This window comes from Citrobacter sp. wls711 (genome assembly GCF_005281055.1).
Classification (GTDB): Bacteria; Pseudomonadota; Gammaproteobacteria; order Enterobacterales; family Enterobacteriaceae; genus Citrobacter; species Citrobacter gillenii.
The window spans coordinates 1-21,515 of record NZ_SZXC01000007.1 but is presented as its reverse complement, the minus strand read 5'-3'; the positions used below and the strand labels follow the sequence as shown (position 1 = coordinate 21,515).

Below are 21,515 nucleotides of genomic sequence, written 5' to 3'. Positions count from 1 at the left end.
TGTTGCTCCTTAATGTCCTGCAGGGCAGGTTGTGCAGCGATGCTGCTGCTCAAACTGACTAAAGAAGTTGTTGCCTTTGTCATCCACTAATACAAAGGCGGGCATATTTTTCACTTCCATCATCCACACTGCTTCCATACCCAGTTCAGGATATTCAAGACAATGCAGGCTCTTCACATACTGCTGGGCCAGCAGCGCCGCTGCGCCGCCGATGCTGCCAAGGTTAAATCCACCATGCTTCTGACAAGCATCGGTCACCTGCTTGCTGCGATTGCCTTTTGACAACATGATCAAACTGCCGCCTGCTGCCTGGAAAGCATCGACATAACCGTCCATGCGCCCGCCGGTAGTGGGGCCCATTGAACCGCAGGCCAGATTGTTAGGCGTTTTGGCGGGACCGGCGTAATAAACAATGTGATTTTTCATGTATTCCGGCATCGGTTCGCCGTTATCCAGACGTTCTTTGATCTTGGCATGGGCGATATCGCGGGCAACGACAATTGGGCCGCTGAGTGACAGTCGGGTACCAATCGGCAGCGCGGACAGATCCTGCATGATCTCGCGCAGCGGACGATCCAGATTCAGTTGTACGGTCTGACCGCTGTTTTCTACGCGCTGAGAATCGGGAATAAATTTGCCCGGATTATGTTCAAGTTTTTCCAGCCAGATACCGTGCTTATTAATTTTGGCTTTAATATTGCGGTCTGCAGAGCAGGAGAGGGCCATGGCGATAGGGCAAGAGCCACCGTGGCGTGGCAGGCGAATGACGCGAATGTCGTGTGCGAAGTATTTACCGCCAAACTGTGCGCCAATACCAAACTCGCGGCTGGCATTGAGCAGTTCGGCTTCCAGTGCTGTATCGCGGAATGCCTGGCCCAGTTCATTCCCGCTGGTTGGCAGGTTATCGTAATATTTTGTTGAAGCCAGCTTCGCCACTTTCAGCGATTGATCGGCAGAGAGCCCGCCCACGACGAACGCAATGTGATACGGCGGACAGGCAGCGGTGCCCAGTGATTTCATTTTCTCGATCAGGAAGGCGGTGAGTTTTTCTGGCTGCAGAATGGACTTGGTTTCTTGATACAGCGCCGCTTTGTTGGCCGAGCCGCCGCCTTTATTGACGAACAGGAAGCGGTATTCGTTACCCGGAGTTGCACTGATGTCGATTTGCGCAGGCAGGTTCGTTTGGGTGTTGACCTCGGTGTACATATCCAACGGGGCATTTTGCGAATAGCGCAGGTTATTTTCCGTGAAGGTGGTATACACGCCTTTGCTTAATGCTTCCGCGTCATCGCCGCCGGTCCAGACCTGCTGTCCTTTGCTGGCAACAATCGTTGCGGTGCCGGTATCCTGGCAGTTGGGCAGTACGCCTTTGGCGGAAACTTCCGCATTGCGCAGCAGTTGGAGTGCGACATATTTATCGTTACTGCTGGCCTGCGGGTCGTGCAAAATGCTGGCTACCTGCTTCAAATGTCCGGCGCGCAGGAAAAAGGACGCTTCATAAAATGCCTGCTGTGCCAACAAGGTTAACGCCTCAGGCGCCACCTTGATCACTTCCTCTCCGTCTAACTCAGTTACCGTAACGTATTGGTTAGTGAGTAATTCATATTCTGTATTATCTTTACTCTGAACAAAGAGTTCCTGCCAGACAAATGGTTTAGACATTTTTACTTCTCACCTTTAGGTTTTTAGGTAACGTCGGTTCCGGCCAACAAAAAAGCAAACTTTGCTGGCCGGAGAAGTTTTAGCGAGGAGGCCGGATACGCGTTAGCGCTATCCGGCACGGGCTTATTTCGCTAAAAAGACGTTGGCTTTTGTCGCTTCGGCGACATATTCGATAGTTTTCTGGGCACGAACGCTGTTACCGGCTTCATCCAGCGGCGGAGAATAAACAGCTATCGCATATTCACCCGGGACGACAGCAACCATTCCGCCGCCAACGCCGCTTTTCGCCGGCAGGCCGACGGTATACAGCCACTTGCCACTGCCGTCGTACAACCCGGCAATCGCCATTTCAGCCAATACTTGCGGCACATATTTTTCGTTCAACAGCTGCTTGCCGTTAAACGGAGACTTTCCTTTGTTGGCGAGGACAGCACCCATTTTGGCCAGTTGCTCAACGGTGATATCGACTGAGCATTGACGGGTATAAATTTCAACGGCTTCGTCGGTGTTGCCATAGAAGCTGTTGTAGGATTCCATCAGCTTCGCCAGCGCCTGGTTGTGCTGGTTGGTATCCATTTCAGATTTGAACACCGGTTCGTTCACGGTCAGTTTGGCATCTGCCCAGACGTTCAGGTTATCGAGGATTTTGTTCCAGCGATCGGTTTTGTCTTTGGCTTCAATCAGGCTAACGGTGCTCATTGCGCCAGCGTTAACCAGCGGGTTTTCCGGTGCGCCTTTGGTCAGTTCAACGGCTAAGCCTGAGTTGAATGGCATGCCGGTGGCATTAGCGCCGAGCTTATCCAGAACCACCTGCGGGCCGTGCTGCTCCATGGCCAGCGCCATGGTGAAGACTTTACTCAGGGATTCCATCGGGAAGGGTTTGTTGACATCGCCAACCTGGTAGATTTTGCCGTCAACGGTGGCAATGGTGATGGCAAAATTTTTCGGGCTATAGGTCGCCAGAGCAGGGATATAGTCGGCGACTTTTCCGTCATTGTTACTTTTAAATTTCTGGTGTGCCTGTTCGATCAGTTTGGCGTAATCCGGCGTGGTTTGCGCGAACGTGGTTGCGCTAAACAAGATGCTGAAAGAAAAGAGACTGACGCCGAGAAGAGTTTTATTCATTGTGTTTTCCTGGTGGTGTTGTGAAAAAAGATCCGTAGACCGGAAAAACCTTATCGACCTGGTAAGACGCTTCGCGTCGCCATCAGGTGTGGCTCTCTTGTCGGATAGCGGCGTAAACGCCTTACCCGGTCTACAGATCGCAGTTATCAAATGATTAAGACAAAGCAACTTCCGTTTCAGTAACCGGAAGATCCTGTTCCGGGGTTTTCACAGGTGCAGTTCCGCGACAACCCTGGCCGAAGTGTTCACCTTCCCAACGGCCCACGATGGCAGCACCCATGGCATTACTCATTACGTTAGTGGCAGAACGACCCATATCGAGGAACGGATCGACGCCCATCAGCAGGATCAGACCGGCTTCCGGAATGTTGAACTGGTTCAGCGTGGCGGCGATAACCACCATCGACGCACGCGGTACACCCGCCATCCCTTTGGAGGTCAGCATCAGGATCAACAGCATGGTGATTTGCTCGCCCATGCTCAGTTCGATGTTGCACGCCTGGGCAATAAAGACGGTGGCAAAAGAGCAGTAGGCCATGGAGCCGACCAGGTTAAACGAGTAACCGATAGGCAGTACGAAGCTGGCAATTTTGGAAGAGACGCCAAACTTCTCCAGTTTATCCAGCGTGCCTGGGAAGGCCGCTTCAGAACTGGAGGTGGTAAAGGCCAGCAGCGCCGGTTCAAGAATGGATTTGGTCAGACGGCTGATGCATGGGCCGACAATCATTGTCGACAGGCCAATCAGGATGGCCCACAGCATACCCAGCGTCAGGTAGAACTCGCCCATGAAGATCCCGGCGCTCACCATCACACCCAGACCACGTTCGGCAATCAGACCAGAGATAGCGGCAAAAACAGTCAGCGGTGCGAACAGCATGACGTAGCCAGTCAGTTTCAGCATTACGTGGACCAGTGAATCCAGCACCTTCACGATAGGTTCGGCTTTTTCGCCAATGGCAGCCAGGCTGCAACCGAGGAAAATGGAGAACACCACGATCTGCAGGATTTCGTTACGCGCCATCGCGTCAACGATACTGGTCGGTACCGCGTGGGAGATAAATACTTTCAGCGTGAACGGCTCTGACTTAACGGCTGCGACAGCACCGACGTCATGCGGAACAAAGTTGATGCCCGCGCCCGGCTGGAAGATGTTAACGATAACCAGACCCAGCGCAATTGATACCAGAGAGGCGCAAATAAACAGGAAAAAGGTTTTTGAAAATATACGTCCCAGCGTTTTGGCATCGCCCATTTTGGCAATGCCGACAACCAGCGTAGAGATAACCAATGGCGCGATAATCATTTTCACCATACGTAAGAATATAGTAGTGAAAATAGAAATATCCGCTGCATAAGATTTTGCTGTTTCAGCCGTGGCCATATTATTTATGGCCACCCCGGCAATCATGCCGAGTATCAGGCCTAATATGATCATCTTCGTTAAACTAATTTTCTTCATGTGTACTCCATCGGATAAAGGCTGGTAATTAAAATTGTGTAGGGTGGCGTGCGTCTGAGCCGGGACAGCAGCTCAGACGCACGCCTGTTGTGACCAACCGCATGAATACTTCGAAGCACTGTGATACCGCTGAATTCTGTGCTCCAATGGTTGTTATTGTGTTTTTTTATTACAAATCGAATTCAATACTTAATAATGGCGCGTGTTGCTGCGCACCATAAACATCATTGTCACCGACGTTGCCGGAAATAATATCGCGAGGCATGACGATCTTTACCGCATTTGCCGGATCAAACCAGACAATATTGTGAATAAAGTCAGGCTCGACATTATATAATCCAGCAATAAGCTGCGGCGTTAATTGCTCGCAGGCTTTTACCCGCAGATAGTCTTCTTTGGTTTTAAATAAAATATCTAAAACCAATTCGTACGGTCCGGCGTTTTTAGAGCGGATGACCTGCGCCAGTGAACAAATTGAGTGTTTCATGCCTGAACTCCTTCTGGCGTCACCTGTTCAATGTGGAAATCAAAACGCAGTGCATCGCTGGCTTCAATCAGGTGATAGATTGAGAACTCATACACCGGACCACTCTGAATATCAGATGGCGAGAACGGGAAAGCGAGGTTGCCCGCAGTCGCAATGCGATTTTCATAGCCATAGTGCAGCAGGGTAGAGCGCACCAGCGAGCAGACGCTGTTGGCGATATCCTGCGTCGGTGCGACCACGTCCAGTAAAATCCCCAGTTCGTGACCGGCGGTTTTAATCGGCTCATGATTGCCCATCACACCGTTCTTCCCATACAGGTGGAACGTCATGCGGATACTGTCATCATTCAGTGAAAGATTACGTGCTACGCTTGCCTGTACCTCTTCGAGAATGGTGTCAATTCCGGCAATCATAATCGGGTCGCGTGTCCCGGCGATGGTCAGGCAACGGAAGCCAACCTGACGTGCACCTTCCAGTTTCAGCGCATACGGCGTCTCTTCATGACGTGAGCCGCTGACATACACTTCGCCGTCATTTACCTGCGTGAAGGTACACGCCTTCAGGTTCAGTACGCCGCCCGGTCCCGGCAGGAAGTACGGATCGGACTTCTCATACAGGGTGTGCGCTGCGGCAGAAGTTTCAGTGAACTTACGCTTGGGATTGAACGCTTTCAGCGTAAAGCCGTTGTCGTCAATGATCCCCATCGCACAATCTGAGCCGGAGCCTGGGGTGGCGGCAATAGCAGCACACTCAAGGATCTTACCGCAGTGAAGCGCCAGACCTTCATCAAAGCCCTGCATAATCGGCAGGGCGGCGAAGCAGGCCGGATCGTAGGCTCGTCCGCCCAGTACCACCTGTGCACCGGCTTCCAGCGCACGCTGGAAAGGTTCGACGCCCATCTGTGCGACGATGTAGGTGCTCTCTTCAATCGCCTCATGAGTCAGTTCAGGGACGAAATCCAGGGCGGTGATCTTGCCGTTATCCAGCGCCTGATGAACGACTTCTTTGTCGACATCTGACGGGATCAGCGCCATAGAGAAGGACAGTTTTTCTTCCTGGGCAATCTCATGAATAATCTGGCGACACCACTCCAGATGCGGAGCGGCACCAGAACCACCGGCGGTACCGATGACCACCGGGATGTTGTTCTTAACGCCCGCCACAATCATATAGCGCAGATCGCGTTTTACGCCGGCCCTGTCGGTAAACGGTTTACCTGCCCCGAGATAGTGGGGGCCAGGATCGGAGGAACCCGCGTCAACAGCAATAAGATCCGGTGACTCTTCCATGGCTTTACGAAAACTTTCTTCCGGGAAGCCATAACCCAGGATAGCCGTAGGCGATAAGATCTTAAATGTGCGTGCCATTTCTTAATCCTTAGTCTGCAACAGCGCGATGGTGCGGTTCATTTCGTTAAACACGATGTTGAGACCTTCATCGAAACCCATACCCGGTTTGATCAACATGCGCATTGGACGCGCGGCCAGCGCGACGTGTACGCAGGTACGAGCACTGATCTCGGTTTCGTTACAGGTACCGCCCTGATAGGCTTCCATTGCGTGTTTGTTGCAGTACAGCACTGCATCAACGATGTTGTGAATGCCGCCGAGATCCGGAGTTTTGATCTGCACCATATGGCAGCTTCCGGCATCGGTGAAGTCGACGATATCCTGATAGGTGTTACACCATTCATCAGCGACGATTTTCACGCCAGAACCCAGACGGGTCAGTTCTTTGGTGATGGCGGTCAGCATACGGATCTGATCCGGTTTGTTACCGGCATCAACCGGGCCTTCGATGTACAGCGGCAGGCCCTGTGCTTCTGCTTCGAGGCTGGCGATGTATTCGGCGCAGCGAACCGGATCCATATCGAAAATCAGACCGATGGTGCCGTACACATCAATATGCAGCGTTGGGTGGTAACGCTCGCTGGTGCGCAGGCTTAAGATACGGTTAGACAACCAGCGTACATACTCCCGCAGTTTTTCGCCTTTAAAGCCCAGTTTCTCTTCGACGTTGTTGATCAGCGCGTGCGGCAGGACGTCCACGCCTTTAAGGATCATTTTGTCGACGGCGATGTAGCGGTCATCGCCGCTCTGACCAAATAAAGGAATCGCTTCCGGGACGCACGGCAGCTGCCATTCATCACAAACAACCTCTGTTTTCAGACGGCCGGTGGCCAGTGCAGCGGCATCCAGCAGTGCCTGAGACAGACCGTAACGTACTGCGGTATGTAACAGATGACCATCAATACGCAGTTGATCGAAGAAACGGGCGTTCGGCAGGAACGTATCAATATCGCGGCCTTCCAGCAGCGGCTTGATGTGATCGTTGAGGAACGGAATGAAGTTCTCTGCCAGGAACAGCGGGTCACGACCGCCCGCTCCGGAATACTGTACGGCTGCACAATCACCGACCGCTACCGCGCCGTTTTCCAGAATCAGCTGAACCGAAACGCATTCACCCGCCTGGCGAACAGAAGTAAATCCAGGCGTTACCGGCGTGCCGGTATAGATGAACCCATCGTGACCTGCGCCGTCTTTAATGGCCTGCTGGTCGTCAAAATAAAATGAGGAGTAGCCAGCGGTGAAAAGGGCCTGTTTAATTTTCATTATGGTCTTCCTATTAATTTACTGTGGGATACGGCGTTGATGTCATCAATGACCATCTGGAAAGAAGGCTTGCGGCCTTCAAAGTGGGCGCGCTCTGCGACGTAGTCGTGGTGCAGGGCGAGAATATCTTTCGGCAACGGTACGGAGCCGGCTTCAAGGATACGGATGGCGCCTGAGTTATCGCGAACCGGCAGGATTTTGCCAGCATTACAGGCGGCAGGTGCGAAAGGCACGTCCAGTACGCCTGCTTCAAAGGCCAGCACGGTACCGCGTGCAATGTCGCCATTACCCAGTTCGAAGACTTTCTTCAGCACTGCGTGGACTTCGCTCTTAATCAGTTCTACTTCCTGCTCCACGGCTGCGCACTGTGGGAATTTCTGGTCGCTAACCATGTTCAGCATCTGACGTGACGCTTTGAGGCCCTGGGCGTTAGCCGCCGCAGTCGGGATACCAAATGCTTCATGCGGGCTCTTGGTGATCACTTTCGTTGCGCCAGACATGCCAGCTACTGCCGCACCCCAGGCGATGACGGAGAAAGCTTTCGCTTCGTCTTCCGGGAATCCGCCCATCCACTGGTGGAATACGGTGCTCAGCTCATAGTCGTCGAAGCCGTAGTTATGGAAGTATTCGTGTGACAGTTCACGCAGCGCTTGAATCGCAGCAATGTCCTGCGTCAGGCTACCGACCTGGCCGTAGCCCACGGTAATGGACTTCACGCCTTGCTCCAGCGCCAGCAGACCTTCGATGATCGCGACGGAGTGAGACATGAATGGCGGGATCAGGGTGCCGGTCAGCGGACCAAAGGGTTCACGGTTAATGCGAATCCCGTTTTCTTCGTACAGCCCCATCAGACGGTCGCAGTACTGCCAGTCACGGATGGATTTTTCCAGGGTGACGCGCTTGGCGTAAGGGATGTTGTAAGAGATACCGCCACCTTCGTAGCTGGTAAAACCACTGGCCATGGCAATTTCTGCCAGCAAGCGCGCATCTGGCGTACCGTGGCGAACCTGGATAGGTTTCTCCAGGGATTCCGTCATCCGGCGGCAGGCAGCAACCCCGTGGTTGACGACCGGTAAACCATTCAGCTTGGACGTACCCGCTTCGATAGATTTCTGGATCCCGACGGCGGCTTCTTCATAACGGTTCAGACGGGTATAGGCATCGATGGTGCTGGGCAGCAGGTCGCACTCTTGCTGCAATGTTTTGAGCAGCGCAATGTGCTCATCCATTAATGCAACGCCTGCACGCGGCTGGCTCAGGGTTTTACCTTCCTGATCGGCCTTCAACAGCGCGAGGGAGAAGCGCTTCTGGTCTGGAATTGTTTGTTGGTACTTCACGCCATCTTCGAAGTTCTCAACGTCTTTGCCGGTTTCCCAGGTTTGTAACACCTGCAGCCTTTCGGTCATAAATTCGTCATGGGTCAGTTTTTTATTTCGAAGTTCCATTCGTAGCTGCCTTAAGTTTTATAGGGTTAAACACTGAATGCTGGTGCGAGCAGCGGCTTGCGGGTACAGCCTGGCGACGTTTGCCAGTAGAGGGAGCAGGCCATGTGAATCGCGGTAATACTCAAACTGATTCGGTAACAGAATTCTTTTACCCTGGTCGTCCAACTCCCGATATTTGAGCCAGTTATGAATGTCAAATTGGCTGGCGCGCGAGAGCCATCCCCCTGAACCGACAACTTTGCGTACGGTGGTGAGATCGCGACCCATCTGTAAATCCACGTTACCTACGCAGGTGCAAACCTGCTTTTTAGTGCCCGCGTGGCGCTCAGTGGCATAGCCCACGCACAAACCTGCCAGCAGGGTGTCGAAATATTTCTCTTCCTCGCTGAGTGGCAGGTAATCCGGTTGCCCAACCAGATGGCGCAGATAGCGATAAAACGCCTCTTCGCGCTGTGGCTGTTGGGCAAAGATAACTTTCACCATTTCCTGCGTGCTATCTCCGACGACAACGGCGGAAACGCGCATCCCCAAATCGCCTTCAACGGTACGTTTGACGAACGGCTCTGGGACGCCGTGCAGGACGGTGTCAGGGGAGAGGGTATTCGCGCTGGCTGAATAGACATCCGTGGTGGCGCCACCCATATCGATCAGCATGAATTCCTTCCATGCGCTGTCGTAGTCGCTAATCGCTTTTACCAGTTCATACACCGTCCACGGCGTGGGCATCGGCTCTTCGCCGGTTTCACCGACAATAACGTCCAGTCCTTTGCCTTTGACGATGCGGGACAAAAACACATCGCAAATGGCCTGACGAGCAGCAAACGGATTAGGGTGGTCGAGATCGGGCAGGATGTTATCTACCGTGGTCAGATCTTTATGTCCCAGGAGGGTTTGCACATCGTCCTGAATGTCGCGGTTACCGGCGTAGATAATGGCGCAATCAAGCTTTGACTCGGCCAGCGCACGCGCATTAGCCAGACCGTAGCTTTCTTCACCGCCATCCGTGCCGCCGGTAAACAACAGGATGTCTGGTGGGGATGATTCCAGCTCCTGAATGTCATGGCGGTTAAGTTTGTACGAATAATATTGCGCGATTTTTGCGCCAGCCGAATGGGCGGTCACTTTGGCCGATTCCAGCGTAATGGAAGGCACCAGCCCCATTGCTGCAACGGCGAGTCCACCTTTGGCTGACGAGGAATATTTCAACTGCACTTCACCGCTTTTCAGTAACGGGCGAGCATCGGCAACATTTAGCACCTGATTCAGGCTGGCAAAAAAACCGTCTGCCAGATGATGTGTGGTGGTTGGGGTCAGGACATGGTTTACCAGCGTTAATTCTTCACCTTCATGTGCGAAGAGGGCTGCCTTGGTCCATGTCGAGCCGATATCGACAGAAACTGTTTGCATCAGATAGCCTCTTCCAGGCAACGCTGCTCGAGGCCATTGTGTTGGTGAATGTCATTGGTGATAAGCGCGCAAACATCTTCCAGGTCGTGGCTGGGTGCAAAGACGCGGTTAAAGCCCATTTCTTTAAACTTCACTTCGACGTCTGCAAAGTCATGTTTACCCACAACCAGGTTGCCGCCGACATAGAGCAGAATATCGCCGAGGCCACGTTCGATGCAGCGCTCACGCAAGCCGAGGCAGTCGATATCACCGTGGCCATAGATAGATGACACCACGATGGCATCCGCGCCTGTTTCAATCGCGGCATCAATATATTCATCCTGACTCACCATCACCCCGAGGTTGATTACGTGAAAATCGTGGGAGGTAAAAACGCGATCCAGAACTTTATTGCCTACTGCATGGCAGTCAGCACCGATAACGCCAATAACAAGTGTAGATTTCTTCATGGGGAATCCTCTGTAGGGCTGATGGTCAATAAGTAAAAATTATTTTTTAATATTTAGAGCATGGATTGTGACAACCTCTTAATAGAGTCGGAGTTTCTGTGGAAGCTGAAAAGGAAGCAATTGATCTATTTTCAAAATATCCTGATTAAAATGATTGTTATAATTGCATTTTATTAAATCTGCGATAAATCAATGAGTTGTGTGATTGTTTTCGTCGCATTGTCATTTTGTTAGTAAATTCGCTAATAAATAACTTGCCATCTTTGTGATCAAAATCTTATTTTGTTGAACGGGGTTTTAATGTGCATTTTTTAATAATATAAAAAGGTAGGCTCACTAAATAACTTGTGAACGACATAACGTTTTTTTATTTATATATCTTATATGGCAGAAATTATTTTTGTTAAATTTAAGATAAAAATGATAATGGATTGTTCCGAACATATTTAATCTTTGCCGCATAAGCAAAGAGAAGGAATGACCTATAACTTATAGTGATGTTTCGGGCGATGATGTTTGGGTTTCGGCGTGTGGCGGTGATCCCGCTTCGCTGAGTCACTGAATGCAGCCGCATTTCACTTCTGATTGAGATAGTTACCTCTCGGTGTTAATTATAAGTAAAAATAAAATGAATTATTTGTATAAAATAACATTGTTATGGCTTGCTAAAAAAAAACTGTGAGCTACCCAGCAAGAGTCACTCTTTATCTACCTCCAGAATGTTGCCGTCTTGATGGTTTAAAAGATCGTGTGGTTTTTAATTAATAATCTATCATTCATGGTAACTATGATTACTTATTGCAAAACAATAAATTAACATGAAATTCACTAGTCATGTTATCGGTAAACATCATTAACATTAAATCTGTAAATTGATTTAAATCAATGTTTAAAACTTGGTAAACACCATCAAATGAGGTTAAATTGCTGCAGATCAAATTGGTCTGAAAGTGGTAAATTAGCTATAAATTGATCACTATCGAAAAATGCAAATTTGTCTCGATAAAAACCTGTTTATTGTAAGGATTTTACGGCGTAATATAATTGCGGGATCAATTTGAGTGTTTTATTAACATGTTTGTAACTTTTCATCATTGTCCTTTCTTCAAATGAGAAGAAAGAGCGACGGTGGAAGGACGCAAATAAATTTGTATTGGGGCATGCGTGTGACCCTTTCTAACGGGGTTCACTCTCGGAGTCTTCATGCGATGAGCAAGGAGTCATGATGTTAGATATAGTCGAACTGTCGCGCTTACAGTTTGCCTTGACCGCGATGTACCACTTCCTTTTTGTGCCACTAACGCTGGGTATGGCGTTTTTGTTGGCCATCATGGAAACGGTCTACGTCCTTTCCGGCAAACAGATTTATAAAGATATGACCAAGTTCTGGGGCAAGTTGTTTGGTATCAACTTCGCTCTGGGTGTGGCTACCGGTCTGACCATGGAGTTCCAGTTCGGGACTAACTGGTCTTACTATTCCCACTATGTCGGGGATATTTTCGGTGCGCCACTGGCGATCGAAGGTTTGATGGCCTTCTTCCTCGAATCCACCTTTGTAGGTCTGTTCTTCTTCGGCTGGGACCGTCTGAGTAAAGTCCAGCATATGTGCGTCACCTGGTTGGTGGCATTGGGTTCTAACCTGTCTGCGCTGTGGATCCTCGTGGCGAACGGCTGGATGCAAAACCCAATTGCAGCGGATTTCAACTTCGAAACCATGCGCATGGAGATGCTGAGCTTCTCTGAACTGGTGCTTAACCCGGTTGCACAGGTGAAATTTGTTCACACTGTAGCGTCTGGTTATGTCTGCGGCGCGATGTTCGTTCTGGGTATCAGCTCTTACTATATGCTGCGCGGTCGTGACTTCGCATTTGCTAAGCGTTCTTTTGCCATCGCTGCCAGCTTCGGTATGGCTGCCATTCTGTCTGTTATCGTTCTGGGTGATGAGTCCGGTTACGAAATGGGCGACGTGCAGAAAACCAAACTTGCCGCGATTGAAGCAGAGTGGGAAACCCAGCCTGCACCGGCATCCTTTACGCTGTTCGGTATTCCGGATCAGGATGCGCAGGAAAACCATTTTGCGATTCAAATCCCTTACGCGCTGGGCATCATTGCCACCCGCTCTGTTGATACGCCGGTCATTGGTCTGAAAGACCTGATGGTGCAGCACGAAGAGCGTATCCGTAACGGGATGAAAGCGTATCAGCTGCTGGAAGAACTGCGTGCGGGTTCCACCGATCAGGCCGTTCGTGACCAGTTCAACAGCATGAAGAAAGACCTGGGATATGGTCTGCTGCTGAAGCGCTATACCGACAAAGTGACCGACGCGACCGAAGCACAAATTCAGCAGGCAACGAAAGATTCTATTCCTCGTGTCGCTCCGCTGTACTTTGCGTTCCGTATCATGGTGGCGTGCGGCATTCTGATGCTGGCTATCATCGCGGTTTCCTTCTGGACCGTGATTCGTAACCGTATCGGTGAGAAAAAATGGCTGCTGCGCACGGCGCTGTATGCGCTTCCGCTGCCATGGATTGCGATTGAGTCCGGTTGGTTTGTTGCAGAGTACGGGCGTCAGCCGTGGGCGATAGGTGAAGTGCTACCGACAGCCGTGGCGAACTCGTCACTGACTGCGGGCGACCTGATCTTCTCGATGCTGTTGATTTGCGGCCTGTATACCCTGTTCCTGGTGGCTGAACTGTACCTGATGTTCAAGTTCGCACGCCTTGGCCCGAGCAGCCTGAAAACCGGTCGTTATCACTACGAGCAGTCCACTGTGACTTCTCAGCCGGCACGCTAAGACAGGAGTCGTCAAATGATCGATTATGAAGTATTGCGTTTTATCTGGTGGCTGCTGGTTGGCATTCTGCTGATTGGTTTTGCAGTCACTGATGGTTTCGACATGGGGGTGGGCATGCTCACCCGTTTCCTCGGTCGTAATGATACCGAGCGTCGAATTATGATTAACTCCATCGCCCCACACTGGGATGGTAACCAGGTTTGGCTCATCACCGCGGGCGGCGCATTATTTGCTGCCTGGCCGATGGTGTATGCCGCTGCGTTCTCCGGCTTCTATGTGGCGATGATTCTGGTACTGGCGTCCTTGTTCTTCCGTCCGGTCGGTTTTGATTACCGCTCTAAGATTGAAGACATGCGCTGGCGCAACATGTGGGACTGGGGCATCTTCATTGGTAGCTTCGTACCGCCGCTGGTCATTGGTGTGGCGTTCGGTAACCTGCTGCAAGGGGTTCCGTTCCATATGGATGAGTACATGCGTTTGTACTACACCGGTAACTTCTTCCAGTTACTGAATCCGTTTGGTCTGCTGGCTGGTGTGGTAAGCGTGGGCATGATCATCACTCAGGGCGCGACCTATCTGCAGATGCGTACTGTAGGTGAACTGCACCTGCGTGCACGTGCTACTTCGCAGGTTGCCGCGCTGGTTACTCTGGTGTGCTTCGCGCTGGCTGGTGTCTGGGTGATGTATGGTATTGACGGTTATGTTGTGACCTCTGCACTGGATCATCACGCTGCCTCTAACCCGATGACCAAAGAAGTCGCGCGAGTTGCGGGCGCATGGATGGTGAACTTTAACAATGCACCTGGCCTGTGGCTGGTTCCGGCTCTGGGTGTAGCTCTGCCGCTGTTGACCATCCTGACGTCTCGTATGGAGAAAGGGGCCTGGGCGTTCGTCTTCTCTTCACTGACGTTGGCCTGCATCATCCTGACTGCGGGTATCGCAATGTTCCCATTTGTGATGCCATCCAGCACCATGATGAATGCCAGCCTGACCATGTGGGATGCTACCTCCAGCCAGAGAACATTGAACCTGATGACCTGGGTTGCGGCGGTGTTTGTACCGATCATTCTGCTCTACACCAGCTGGTGTTACTGGAAAATGTTCGGTCGTATCACCAAAGAAGATATTGAAAATAACACCCACTCTCTGTACTAAGTAAGGAGCTTAAAATGTGGTATTTCGCATGGATTTTGGGAACGCTTCTTGCCTGTGCATTTGGGATAATCACAGCGCTGGCGCTTGAGCATGTCGAAGCAGGCAAAGCAGGGCCAGAAGAAAGCTAATGACCAACGTTATCGCGATGTTATATAACGCGATGGATAAGCGCCCCTTGCGGGCGCTTTCTTTAGTCATGGCGTTAGTGTTGGCAGGATGTATTTTTTGGGATCCCTCACGCTTCGCAGCAAAAACCAGCGAGCTTGAAATCTGGCATGGCCTTCTGCTGATGTGGGCGGTCTGCGCCGGCATTATCCATGGCGTCGGGTTTCGTCCTCGCGCGGTGCACTGGCAGGGCATCTTCTGCCCGCTGATAGCCGACATCGTGCTGGTGGTTGGTCTGATTTTCTTCTTCTTTTGAATAAGAAACATCCTTAAATATTTATGGGCTTGCATAAGCCCATAATTTTTTACTCTCCGTTTACTTTCCCCCATTCCAAAGCATCATTCCCGCGCGTATAGTAGCACCGGTTAAAAGCTCTAACTTTTGTTGCATTACCGGGATGTAAAGTGAATACAACGCGATATACAAACGACATTCTTGAAGCATCGCGGCGGCAAGAACGCGAGTCACCTGGCGCTTACAAAAGTAAGTAACCGGTGTGAGTGGGCGAAGCCAACAAAGAGGCAGTAAGAATGAATAAGTATATTTTTCGATGGCCGGTTCGTGTCTATTATGAAGACACCGACGCCGGTGGGGTGGTTTACCACGCCAGTTACGTCGCTTTTTATGAACGAGCACGCACAGAGATGCTGCGTCATCATCACTTTAGTCAGCAAGTACTGCTGGCCGAACGTGTAGCCTTTGTGGTGCGCAAGATGACCCTGGAATATTTTGCGCCAGCCAGGCTCGACGACATGCTCGAAGTCCAAACCGAAATTACGTCAATGCGTGGCACCTCATTGGTTTTCACGCAACGCATTGTCAACGCAGAGAACACCGTGCTGAATGAAGCCGAAGTTCTGATTGTTTGCGTTGATCCACTCAAGATGAAGCCTCGTGCGCTTCCCAAGTCTATTGTCGCGGAGTTTAAGCAGTGACTGACATGAATATCCTTGATTTGTTCCTGAAGGCAAGCCTTCTGGTTAAACTTATCATGTTGATTTTGATTGGTTTCTCAATCGCATCCTGGGCCATTATTATCCAGCGGACCCGTATACTGAATGCGGCTTCACGTGAAGCAGAAGCGTTTGAAGACAAGTTTTGGTCCGGCATCGAATTATCGCGCCTGTATCAGGAAAGTCAGGGGCGTCGTGATAATCTGACGGGTTCTGAACAAATTTTCTACAGCGGATTCAAAGAATTTGCGCGACTGCATCGGGCTAATAGCCATGCACCGGAAGCGGTGGTTGAGGGGGCATCCCGTGCGATGCGTATCTCCATGAACCGTGAGCTGGAAACACTGGAAACGCATATTCCGTTCCTCGGCACCGTCGGTTCCATCAGTCCGTATATCGGTCTGTTCGGTACCGTTTGGGGGATCATGCATGCGTTTATCGCCCTCGGTGCGGTAAAACAGGCAACCCTGCAAATGGTTGCTCCGGGTATCGCAGAAGCACTGATTGCCACCGCAATCGGTCTGTTTGCGGCAATCCCGGCGGTAATGGCGTACAACCGACTGAATCAGCGTGTGAATAAGCTGGAACTGAATTACGACAACTTCATGGAAGAGTTCACCGCGATTCTGCACCGCCAGGCGTTTACCGTTAGCGAGAGCAACAAGGGGTAAACCATGGCCAGAACGCGTGGACGAGGTCGTCGCGAACTTAAGTCCGAAATCAATATTGTACCGCTGCTCGATGTACTGCTGGTGCTGCTGCTGATCTTTATGGCAACGGCGCCGATCATTACCCAGAGCGTGGAAGTCGATCTGCCGGATGCGACTGAATCGCAGGCCGTCAGTAGTAACGACGAACCTCCGGTCATTATTGAAGTTTCCGGTGTTGGGCAGTACAGCGTGGTGGTTGAGAAAGACAGAATGGATCAACTGCCGCCGGAGCAGGTTATCGCGGAAGCGAAAAGCCGCCTGCAGACCAATCCGAAAACGGTCTTCTTAATCGGTGGTGCGAAAGACGTGCCTTATGATGAAATAATTAAAGCGCTGAATCTGTTACACAGCGCAGGCGTGAAATCGGTTGGCTTGATGACGCAGCCAATCTGATGTCTGCGTATTCCTGGCTTGAAAGATAGCGCGTAACAGGCGAACAGTTTTTTGGGAACCCAGAGTGTCAAAGGCAACCGAACAAAACGACAAGCTCAAACGGGCGATAATTATTTCAGCGGTGCTGCATGTCATTTTATTTGCGGTACTGATCTGGAGTTCGTTCGATGAGCACATTGATGCTTCAGGCGGCGGTGGCGGTTCGTCTATTGACGCCGTGATGGTCGATCCTGGTGCCGTTGTTCAACAGTACGACAGGCAGCAGCAGCAGCAGGCAAGTGCGAAACGCGCAGAAGAACAGCGTGAAAAGCAGGCGCAGCAGCAGGCCGAGGAACTTCGTGAGAAGCAGGCGGCCGAGCAGGAACGACTGAAGCAGCTAGAGAAAGAACGTTTAGCCGCGCAGGAAAAAGTGCGCGAACAGACGGAACAGCAAAAACAGGCTGAAGAAGCGGCGGCGAAAGCGGCTGCAGACGCCAAAGCCAAGGCGGACGCTCAGGCGAAACAAGCTGCAGATTCTGCGAAGAAAGCCGCTGCTGACGCGGCGAAAAAAGCAGAGGCTGACGCCGCAGCAAAAGCCGCCGCTGATGCGAAGAAAGTTGCCGAGGCGCAAGCCGCCAAGGCTGCTGCAGATGCGGCGAAAAAAGCACAAGCAGAAGCCGCTAAGCAAGCTGCTGCCGAGAAGGCCGCAGCAGAGAAGGCCGCTGCAGCTGCAGAGAAAGCCGCAGCCGCGAAAGCTGCCGCCGCTGAAAAAGCCGCTGCTGATAAGAAAGCAGCAGCCGAAAAAGCGGCAGCAGACAAGAAAGCCGCCGCTGCAGAAAAGGCAGCAGCCGATAAGAAAGCGGCGGCTGATAAAGCAGCAGCTGCTAAAAAAGCCGCGGCGGAGAAAGCTGCTGCCGCCTCTGGCGTTGACGATCTGTTAGGTGATTTAAGCTCCGGTAAGAATGCACCGAAATCAGGTGGTGGCGCGAAAGGTAGCGGTCAACCGGCGAAAGATAGTGGTACAAGTGGTGCGAATGGTGGCGCAACAGGTGCTGATATCAGCGCTTATGCAAAGCAAATTCAGGTCGCGATTCAGAGCCGTCTGTTTGATGCGGGCCTCTACCAGGGTAAACAATGCGTACTGCACATTAACCTGGCACCAGATGGACGATTAAAGAGTGTGACATCTGAAGGCGGAGATCCTGCACTATGCCAGGCCGCGTTAGCGGCGGCAAGATCGGCAAGTATTCCTAAACCGCCTAACCAGGCTGTTTACGAAAAGATAAAAGACGCCAAACTGGATTTTAAACTGTAACCGTTTTTCCGTATTTTCGGACGAAAACAGTCTAAGGTTGAGACAGAGTTCTGGTAGTTTTGTGTATTTGAGTTTGTTAACATTCTGCTAAATTATCGTGGGCTTTTGGTCCAGATAAGGGAGATATGATGAAGCAGGCATTACGAGTAGCATTTGGTTTTCTGATGCTGTGGGCAGCGGTGCTGCATGCAGAAGTACGTATCGAGATCACCCAAGGGGTGGACTCGGCGCGCCCGATTGGTGTTGTCCCGTTCCAGTGGGCAGGGCCGGGTGCTGCACCTGAAGATATCGGTGGTATCGTGGGCGCTGACCTGCGTAACAGCGGTAAATTCAACCCATTAGACCGGTCTCGTCTGCCTCAGCAGCCGGGCACTGCGGCAGAAGTTCAGCCTGCGGCATGGTCTGCGCTGGGTATTGATGCCGTAGTCGTCGGTAAGGTTACGCCGAATCCGGACGGTTCCTACAGCGTGGCTTATCAGCTGGTGGATACCGGTGGTGCACCGGGTACCGTACTGGCACAGAACACCTACAAAGTGAACAAACAGTGGCTGCGTTATGCGGGCCATACTGCCAGTGACGAAGTGTTTGAAAAACTGACCGGTATTAAGGGCGCATTCCGTACCCGTATCGCGTACGTTGTTCAGACTAACGGTGGCCAGTTCCCGTATGAATTACGCGTGTCTGACTATGATGGCTACAACCAGTTTGTGGTTCACCGCTCTCCGCAGCCGTTGATGTCTCCGGCATGGTCTCCGGACGGGTCTAAACTGGCCTACGTAACCTTTGAAAGCGGTCGTTCTGCACTGGTTATCCAGACGCTGTCTAACGGCGCTGTGCGTCAGGTTGCGTCATTCCCGCGTCACAACGGTGCGCCAGCATTCTCGCCGGATGGCAGCAAACTGGCATTTGCCCTGTCTAAAACCGGTAGTCTGAATCTGTATGTGATGGACATTGGCTCTGGCCAAATCCGTCAGGTTACTGATGGTCGCAGCAACAACACGGAACCAACCTGGTTCCCGGACAGCCAAAACCTGGCCTTCACGTCTGACCAGGCCGGTCGTCCGCAGGTATACAAAGTTAACGTCAACGGCGGTGCTCCGCAGCGCATAACCTGGGAAGGTTCGCAAAACCAGGATGCGGATGTCAGCAGCGACGGTAAATTTATGGTAATGGTAAGCTCAAACAGTGGGCAGCAACACATTGCCAAACAAGATCTGGTAGCGGGTGGCGTACAAGTTCTGTCGTCAACGTTCCTGGATGAAACGCCAAGTCTGGCACCTAACGGCACTATGGTAATCTACAGCTCTTCTCAGGGGATGGGATCCGTGCTGAATTTGGTTTCTACAGATGGGCGTTTCAAGGCGCGTCTTCCGGCAACCGATGGTCAGGTTAAATTCCCTGCCTGGTCGCCGTATCTGTGATAATAAATAATTGATTAATAAAGGAATCATTGAAATGCAACTGAACAAAGTGCTGAAAGGGCTGATGATTGCTCTGCCTGTTATGGCTATTGCGGCATGTTCTTCTAACAAGAACGCCAGCAATGACGGCAGCGAAGGCATGCTGGGTGCCGGCACTGGTATGGATGCAAACGGCAGCGGCAACATGTCCTCCGAAGAGCAAGCGCGTCTGCAGATGCAACAGCTGCAGCAGAACAACATCGTTTACTTTGATCTGGACAAGTACGATATCCGTTCTGACTTCGCTGCAATGCTGGATGCGCACGCTAACTTCCTGCGTAGCAACCCGTCTTACAAAGTCACCGTAGAAGGTCATGCGGACGAACGTGGTACTCCTGAGTACAACATTTCCCTGGGTGAGCGTCGTGCGAACGCCGTTAAGATGTACCTGCAGGGTAAAGGCGTTTCTGCTGACCAGATCTCCATCGTTTCTTACGGTAAAGAAAAACCTGCAGTACTGGGTCATGACGAAGCGGCTTACTCCAAAAACCGTCGTGCCGTACTGGTTTACTAAGAGAATTGCATGAGCAGTAACTTCAGACATCACCTGTTGAGTCTGTCGTTACTGGTTGGCATAGCGGCCCCTTGGGCCGCTTTTGCACAGGCGCCAATCAGTAGTGTCGGCTCAGGCTCGGTCGAAGACCGTGTCACTCAACTCGAGCGTATTTCTAACGCTCACAGTCAGCTTTTAACCCAACTCCAGCAACAACTCTCCGATAACCAGTCCGATATTGATTCCCTGCGTGGTCAAATTCAGGAAAGTCAGTATCAACTGAATCAGGTTGTTGAGCGCCAGAAGCAGATTTTGACGCAGATGGACAGTCTTAGCAGCGGTGGTACGCCAGCAGCGCAGCCAGCAGCTGGCGACCAGAGCGGGGCTGCGGCCCCTGCGTCGGGTGCAGGCGCAGCAGCGACGTCAGGCGTTCCAGCAAGCTCTGGCGATGCGAATACCGATTACAATGCGGCAATTGCGCTGGTGCAGGATAAATCCCGCCAGGATGACGCGATTGAAGCATTTCAGAACTTCATCAAAAATTACCCTGATTCCACCTACCTGCCGAACGCGAATTACTGGCTGGGACAGTTGAATTACAACAAGGGTAAAAAAGATGATGCGGCGTTCTATTTTGCATCGGTAGTTAAAAACTTCCCGAAATCACCGAAGGCTGCAGACGCGATGTACAAAGTGGGCGTCATCATGCAGGACAAAGGTGATAAAGAAAAAGCCAAAGCGGTTTATCAACAGGTTATCACTAAATACCCTGGTACTGATGGCGCGAAACAAGCGCAAAAACGCCTCGGCGCGATGTAATGCGCACCATGCGACCAGAAATCGTGTTATTTCTGGTCGCGTCGTGTGATTCCTAAGCAGTTGAGTTATTTACATCGAAATTTTTGTTGCGCTAAAATCTGAAATCAGTAATATATGCCGCCGTTGCCAAGGGATATCAAACAGCCCGAAAGCGGCAAAAAAAGTGGGGCGTTAGCTCAGTTGGTAGAGCAGTTGACTTTTAATCAATTGGTCGCAGGTTCGAATCCTGCACGCCCCACCACTAACTTAGCAGTAAGCAGTATCCAGCGTAGTATCGGGTGATTAGCTCAGCTGGGAGAGCACCTCCCTTACAAGGAGGGGGTCGGCGGTTCGATCCCGTCATCACCCACCACTCGGGGCGTTAGCTCAGTTGGTAGAGCAGTTGACTTTTAATCAATTGGTCGCAGGTTCGAATCCTGCACGCCCCACCAATTATTTTTGGTGGTTCCGAGTAAAAAATATTTCAGGCAACACCCGTATGGGGCGTTAGCTCAGTTGGTAGAGCAGTTGACTTTTAATCAATTGGTCGCAGGTTCGAATCCTGCACGCCCCACCAATATCGCGGTGGGTTCCTGAAAAAAGTAAAGCAGTAAACCCCATATGGGGGCGTTAGCTCAGTTGGTAGAGCAGTT

At 51.4% G+C, this 21,515-nt stretch carries 20 protein-coding genes and 4 tRNA genes; 15 read left to right on the top strand and 9 right to left on the bottom strand.

From position 1 onward, the window contains the following. Nucleotides 1-9: 9 nt before the first annotated feature. The 9 genes from FDW98_RS02005 to glmS all read right to left on the bottom strand — a co-directional run bounded on the left by FDW98_RS02005 (nucleotide 10) and on the right by glmS (nucleotide 10,646). The gene (locus tag FDW98_RS02005) at nucleotides 10-1,662 is read right to left on the bottom strand and encodes a class I fumarate hydratase (protein ID WP_096757832.1); all 1,653 of its coding nucleotides are present in this window, start codon (nucleotides 1,660-1,662) and stop codon (nucleotides 10-12) included. 123 nt (nucleotides 1,663-1,785) lie between these two features. Then, complete coding sequence (glsA, locus tag FDW98_RS02000; RefSeq protein WP_096757831.1) at nucleotides 1,786-2,787, bottom strand: glutaminase A; 1,002 nt, start codon at nucleotides 2,785-2,787, stop codon at nucleotides 1,786-1,788. Nucleotides 2,788-2,941: 154 nt separating this feature from the next. Continuing rightward, complete coding sequence (locus FDW98_RS01995; protein WP_096757830.1) at nucleotides 2,942-4,246, bottom strand: dicarboxylate/amino acid:cation symporter; 1,305 nt, start codon at nucleotides 4,244-4,246, stop codon at nucleotides 2,942-2,944. A 169-nt stretch (nucleotides 4,247-4,415) separates the two neighbouring features. After that, nucleotides 4,416-4,733: a DUF4387 domain-containing protein gene (locus FDW98_RS01990; RefSeq protein WP_096757829.1), complete on the bottom strand. Its 318-nt coding sequence runs from the start codon at nucleotides 4,731-4,733 to the stop codon at nucleotides 4,416-4,418. Next, nucleotides 4,730-6,100 carry an acyclic terpene utilization AtuA family protein gene (locus FDW98_RS01985; protein ID WP_096757828.1) on the bottom strand — a complete coding sequence of 457 codons (1,371 nt, stop codon included), beginning with the start codon at nucleotides 6,098-6,100 and terminating at the stop codon, nucleotides 4,730-4,732. Before FDW98_RS01985 ends, FDW98_RS01990 begins: the two co-directional genes overlap by 4 nt. Nucleotides 6,101-6,103: 3 nt before the next feature. Further along, nucleotides 6,104-7,345 carry a methylaspartate ammonia-lyase gene (locus tag FDW98_RS01980; protein ID WP_096757827.1) on the bottom strand — a complete coding sequence of 414 codons (1,242 nt, stop codon included), beginning with the start codon at nucleotides 7,343-7,345 and terminating at the stop codon, nucleotides 6,104-6,106. Further along, nucleotides 7,345-8,790: a methylaspartate mutase subunit E gene (locus FDW98_RS01975; RefSeq protein WP_096757826.1), complete on the bottom strand. Its 1,446-nt coding sequence runs from the start codon at nucleotides 8,788-8,790 to the stop codon at nucleotides 7,345-7,347. Before FDW98_RS01975 ends, FDW98_RS01980 begins: the two co-directional genes overlap by 1 nt. Before the next feature lie 18 nt (nucleotides 8,791-8,808). Then, nucleotides 8,809-10,197, bottom strand: a complete 1,389-nt coding sequence (gene glmL, locus FDW98_RS01970; RefSeq protein WP_096757825.1) for a methylaspartate mutase accessory protein GlmL — start codon at nucleotides 10,195-10,197, stop codon at nucleotides 8,809-8,811. Beyond that, complete coding sequence (glmS, locus tag FDW98_RS01965; protein WP_096757824.1) at nucleotides 10,197-10,646, bottom strand: methylaspartate mutase subunit S; 450 nt, start codon at nucleotides 10,644-10,646, stop codon at nucleotides 10,197-10,199. The genes glmL and glmS overlap by 1 nt, the downstream gene beginning before the upstream one ends. 1,225 nt (nucleotides 10,647-11,871) lie before the next feature. Here glmS and cydA point away from each other — a divergent pair. The 15 genes from cydA (at nucleotide 11,872) to FDW98_RS01890 (ending at nucleotide 21,439) form a co-directional block, all read left to right on the top strand. Next, a complete protein-coding gene (cydA, locus tag FDW98_RS01960; protein ID WP_096757823.1) occupies nucleotides 11,872-13,440 on the top strand; it encodes a cytochrome ubiquinol oxidase subunit I in 1,569 nt (522 codons plus the stop codon). A 15-nt stretch (nucleotides 13,441-13,455) separates the two neighbouring features. Continuing rightward, a complete protein-coding gene (gene cydB, locus FDW98_RS01955; protein WP_096757822.1) occupies nucleotides 13,456-14,595 on the top strand; it encodes a cytochrome d ubiquinol oxidase subunit II in 1,140 nt (379 codons plus the stop codon). A 14-nt stretch (nucleotides 14,596-14,609) separates the two neighbouring features. Next, the gene (cydX, locus tag FDW98_RS01950; protein WP_096757821.1) at nucleotides 14,610-14,723 is read left to right on the top strand and encodes a cytochrome bd-I oxidase subunit CydX; all 114 of its coding nucleotides are present in this window, start codon (nucleotides 14,610-14,612) and stop codon (nucleotides 14,721-14,723) included. Then, complete coding sequence (gene ybgE, locus FDW98_RS01945) at nucleotides 14,723-15,016, top strand: cyd operon protein YbgE (protein WP_096757820.1); 294 nt, start codon at nucleotides 14,723-14,725, stop codon at nucleotides 15,014-15,016. Before cydX ends, ybgE begins: the two co-directional genes overlap by 1 nt. 275 nt (nucleotides 15,017-15,291) lie before the next feature. Next, nucleotides 15,292-15,696, top strand: a complete 405-nt coding sequence (gene ybgC, locus FDW98_RS01940) for a tol-pal system-associated acyl-CoA thioesterase (RefSeq protein ID WP_045441116.1) — start codon at nucleotides 15,292-15,294, stop codon at nucleotides 15,694-15,696. Next, complete coding sequence (gene tolQ / locus FDW98_RS01935) at nucleotides 15,693-16,385, top strand: Tol-Pal system protein TolQ (RefSeq protein WP_096757819.1); 693 nt, start codon at nucleotides 15,693-15,695, stop codon at nucleotides 16,383-16,385. The genes ybgC and tolQ overlap by 4 nt, the downstream gene beginning before the upstream one ends. Nucleotides 16,386-16,388: 3 nt before the next feature. Further along, nucleotides 16,389-16,817 carry a colicin uptake protein TolR gene (tolR, locus tag FDW98_RS01930; protein ID WP_005125437.1) on the top strand — a complete coding sequence of 143 codons (429 nt, stop codon included), beginning with the start codon at nucleotides 16,389-16,391 and terminating at the stop codon, nucleotides 16,815-16,817. A 64-nt stretch (nucleotides 16,818-16,881) separates the two neighbouring features. Beyond that, complete coding sequence (gene tolA / locus FDW98_RS01925) at nucleotides 16,882-18,111, top strand: cell envelope integrity protein TolA (protein WP_096757818.1); 1,230 nt, start codon at nucleotides 16,882-16,884, stop codon at nucleotides 18,109-18,111. Nucleotides 18,112-18,239: 128 nt separating this feature from the next. Then, the gene (tolB, locus tag FDW98_RS01920; protein WP_096757817.1) at nucleotides 18,240-19,532 is read left to right on the top strand and encodes a Tol-Pal system beta propeller repeat protein TolB; all 1,293 of its coding nucleotides are present in this window, start codon (nucleotides 18,240-18,242) and stop codon (nucleotides 19,530-19,532) included. 34 nt (nucleotides 19,533-19,566) lie between these two features. Further along, nucleotides 19,567-20,085, top strand: coding sequence for a peptidoglycan-associated lipoprotein Pal (gene pal / locus FDW98_RS01915; RefSeq protein ID WP_006685431.1), 519 nt, complete (start codon nucleotides 19,567-19,569; stop codon nucleotides 20,083-20,085). A 9-nt stretch (nucleotides 20,086-20,094) separates the two neighbouring features. Next, nucleotides 20,095-20,883 (top strand): cell division protein CpoB, encoded by a 789-nt coding sequence (gene cpoB / locus FDW98_RS01910; RefSeq protein ID WP_096757816.1) that lies wholly within the window; start codon nucleotides 20,095-20,097, stop codon nucleotides 20,881-20,883. Nucleotides 20,884-21,048: 165 nt separating this feature from the next. Then, nucleotides 21,049-21,124 (top strand) — tRNA-Lys (locus FDW98_RS01905). A gap of 35 nt (nucleotides 21,125-21,159) precedes the next feature. Next, nucleotides 21,160-21,235: transfer RNA gene (locus tag FDW98_RS01900), tRNA-Val, on the top strand. A gap of 3 nt (nucleotides 21,236-21,238) precedes the next feature. Then, nucleotides 21,239-21,314: transfer RNA gene (locus FDW98_RS01895), tRNA-Lys, on the top strand. 49 nt (nucleotides 21,315-21,363) lie between these two features. Next, a tRNA-Lys gene (locus FDW98_RS01890) sits at nucleotides 21,364-21,439 on the top strand. Nucleotides 21,440-21,515: the final 76 nt, after the last annotated feature.

What these genes read in the sequence shown, in the direction of transcription:
- pal (WP_006685431.1), top strand. Translation starts at nt 19,567, where the DNA reads ATGCAACTGAACAAAGTGCTGAAAGGGCTGATGATTGCTCTGCCTGTT.
- cydA (WP_096757823.1), top strand. Translation starts at nt 11,872, where the DNA reads ATGTTAGATATAGTCGAACTGTCGCGCTTACAGTTTGCCTTGACCGCG.
- cpoB (WP_096757816.1), top strand. Translation starts at nt 20,095, where the DNA reads ATGAGCAGTAACTTCAGACATCACCTGTTGAGTCTGTCGTTACTGGTT.
- cydX (WP_096757821.1), top strand. Translation starts at nt 14,610, where the DNA reads ATGTGGTATTTCGCATGGATTTTGGGAACGCTTCTTGCCTGTGCATTT.
- tolR (WP_005125437.1), top strand. Translation starts at nt 16,389, where the DNA reads ATGGCCAGAACGCGTGGACGAGGTCGTCGCGAACTTAAGTCCGAAATC.
- FDW98_RS01990 (WP_096757829.1), bottom strand. Translation starts at nt 4,733, where the DNA reads ATGAAACACTCAATTTGTTCACTGGCGCAGGTCATCCGCTCTAAAAAC.
- ybgC (WP_045441116.1), top strand. Translation starts at nt 15,292, where the DNA reads ATGAATAAGTATATTTTTCGATGGCCGGTTCGTGTCTATTATGAAGAC.
- ybgE (WP_096757820.1), top strand. Translation starts at nt 14,723, where the DNA reads ATGACCAACGTTATCGCGATGTTATATAACGCGATGGATAAGCGCCCC.
- glsA (WP_096757831.1), bottom strand. Translation starts at nt 2,787, where the DNA reads ATGAATAAAACTCTTCTCGGCGTCAGTCTCTTTTCTTTCAGCATCTTG.
- FDW98_RS01980 (WP_096757827.1), bottom strand. Translation starts at nt 7,345, where the DNA reads ATGAAAATTAAACAGGCCCTTTTCACCGCTGGCTACTCCTCATTTTAT.
- glmL (WP_096757825.1), bottom strand. Translation starts at nt 10,197, where the DNA reads ATGCAAACAGTTTCTGTCGATATCGGCTCGACATGGACCAAGGCAGCC.
- FDW98_RS02005 (WP_096757832.1), bottom strand. Translation starts at nt 1,662, where the DNA reads ATGTCTAAACCATTTGTCTGGCAGGAACTCTTTGTTCAGAGTAAAGAT.
- glmS (WP_096757824.1), bottom strand. Translation starts at nt 10,646, where the DNA reads ATGAAGAAATCTACACTTGTTATTGGCGTTATCGGTGCTGACTGCCAT.
- FDW98_RS01995 (WP_096757830.1), bottom strand. Translation starts at nt 4,246, where the DNA reads ATGAAGAAAATTAGTTTAACGAAGATGATCATATTAGGCCTGATACTC.
- cydB (WP_096757822.1), top strand. Translation starts at nt 13,456, where the DNA reads ATGATCGATTATGAAGTATTGCGTTTTATCTGGTGGCTGCTGGTTGGC.
- tolB (WP_096757817.1), top strand. Translation starts at nt 18,240, where the DNA reads ATGAAGCAGGCATTACGAGTAGCATTTGGTTTTCTGATGCTGTGGGCA.
- FDW98_RS01985 (WP_096757828.1), bottom strand. Translation starts at nt 6,100, where the DNA reads ATGGCACGCACATTTAAGATCTTATCGCCTACGGCTATCCTGGGTTAT.
- FDW98_RS01975 (WP_096757826.1), bottom strand. Translation starts at nt 8,790, where the DNA reads ATGGAACTTCGAAATAAAAAACTGACCCATGACGAATTTATGACCGAA.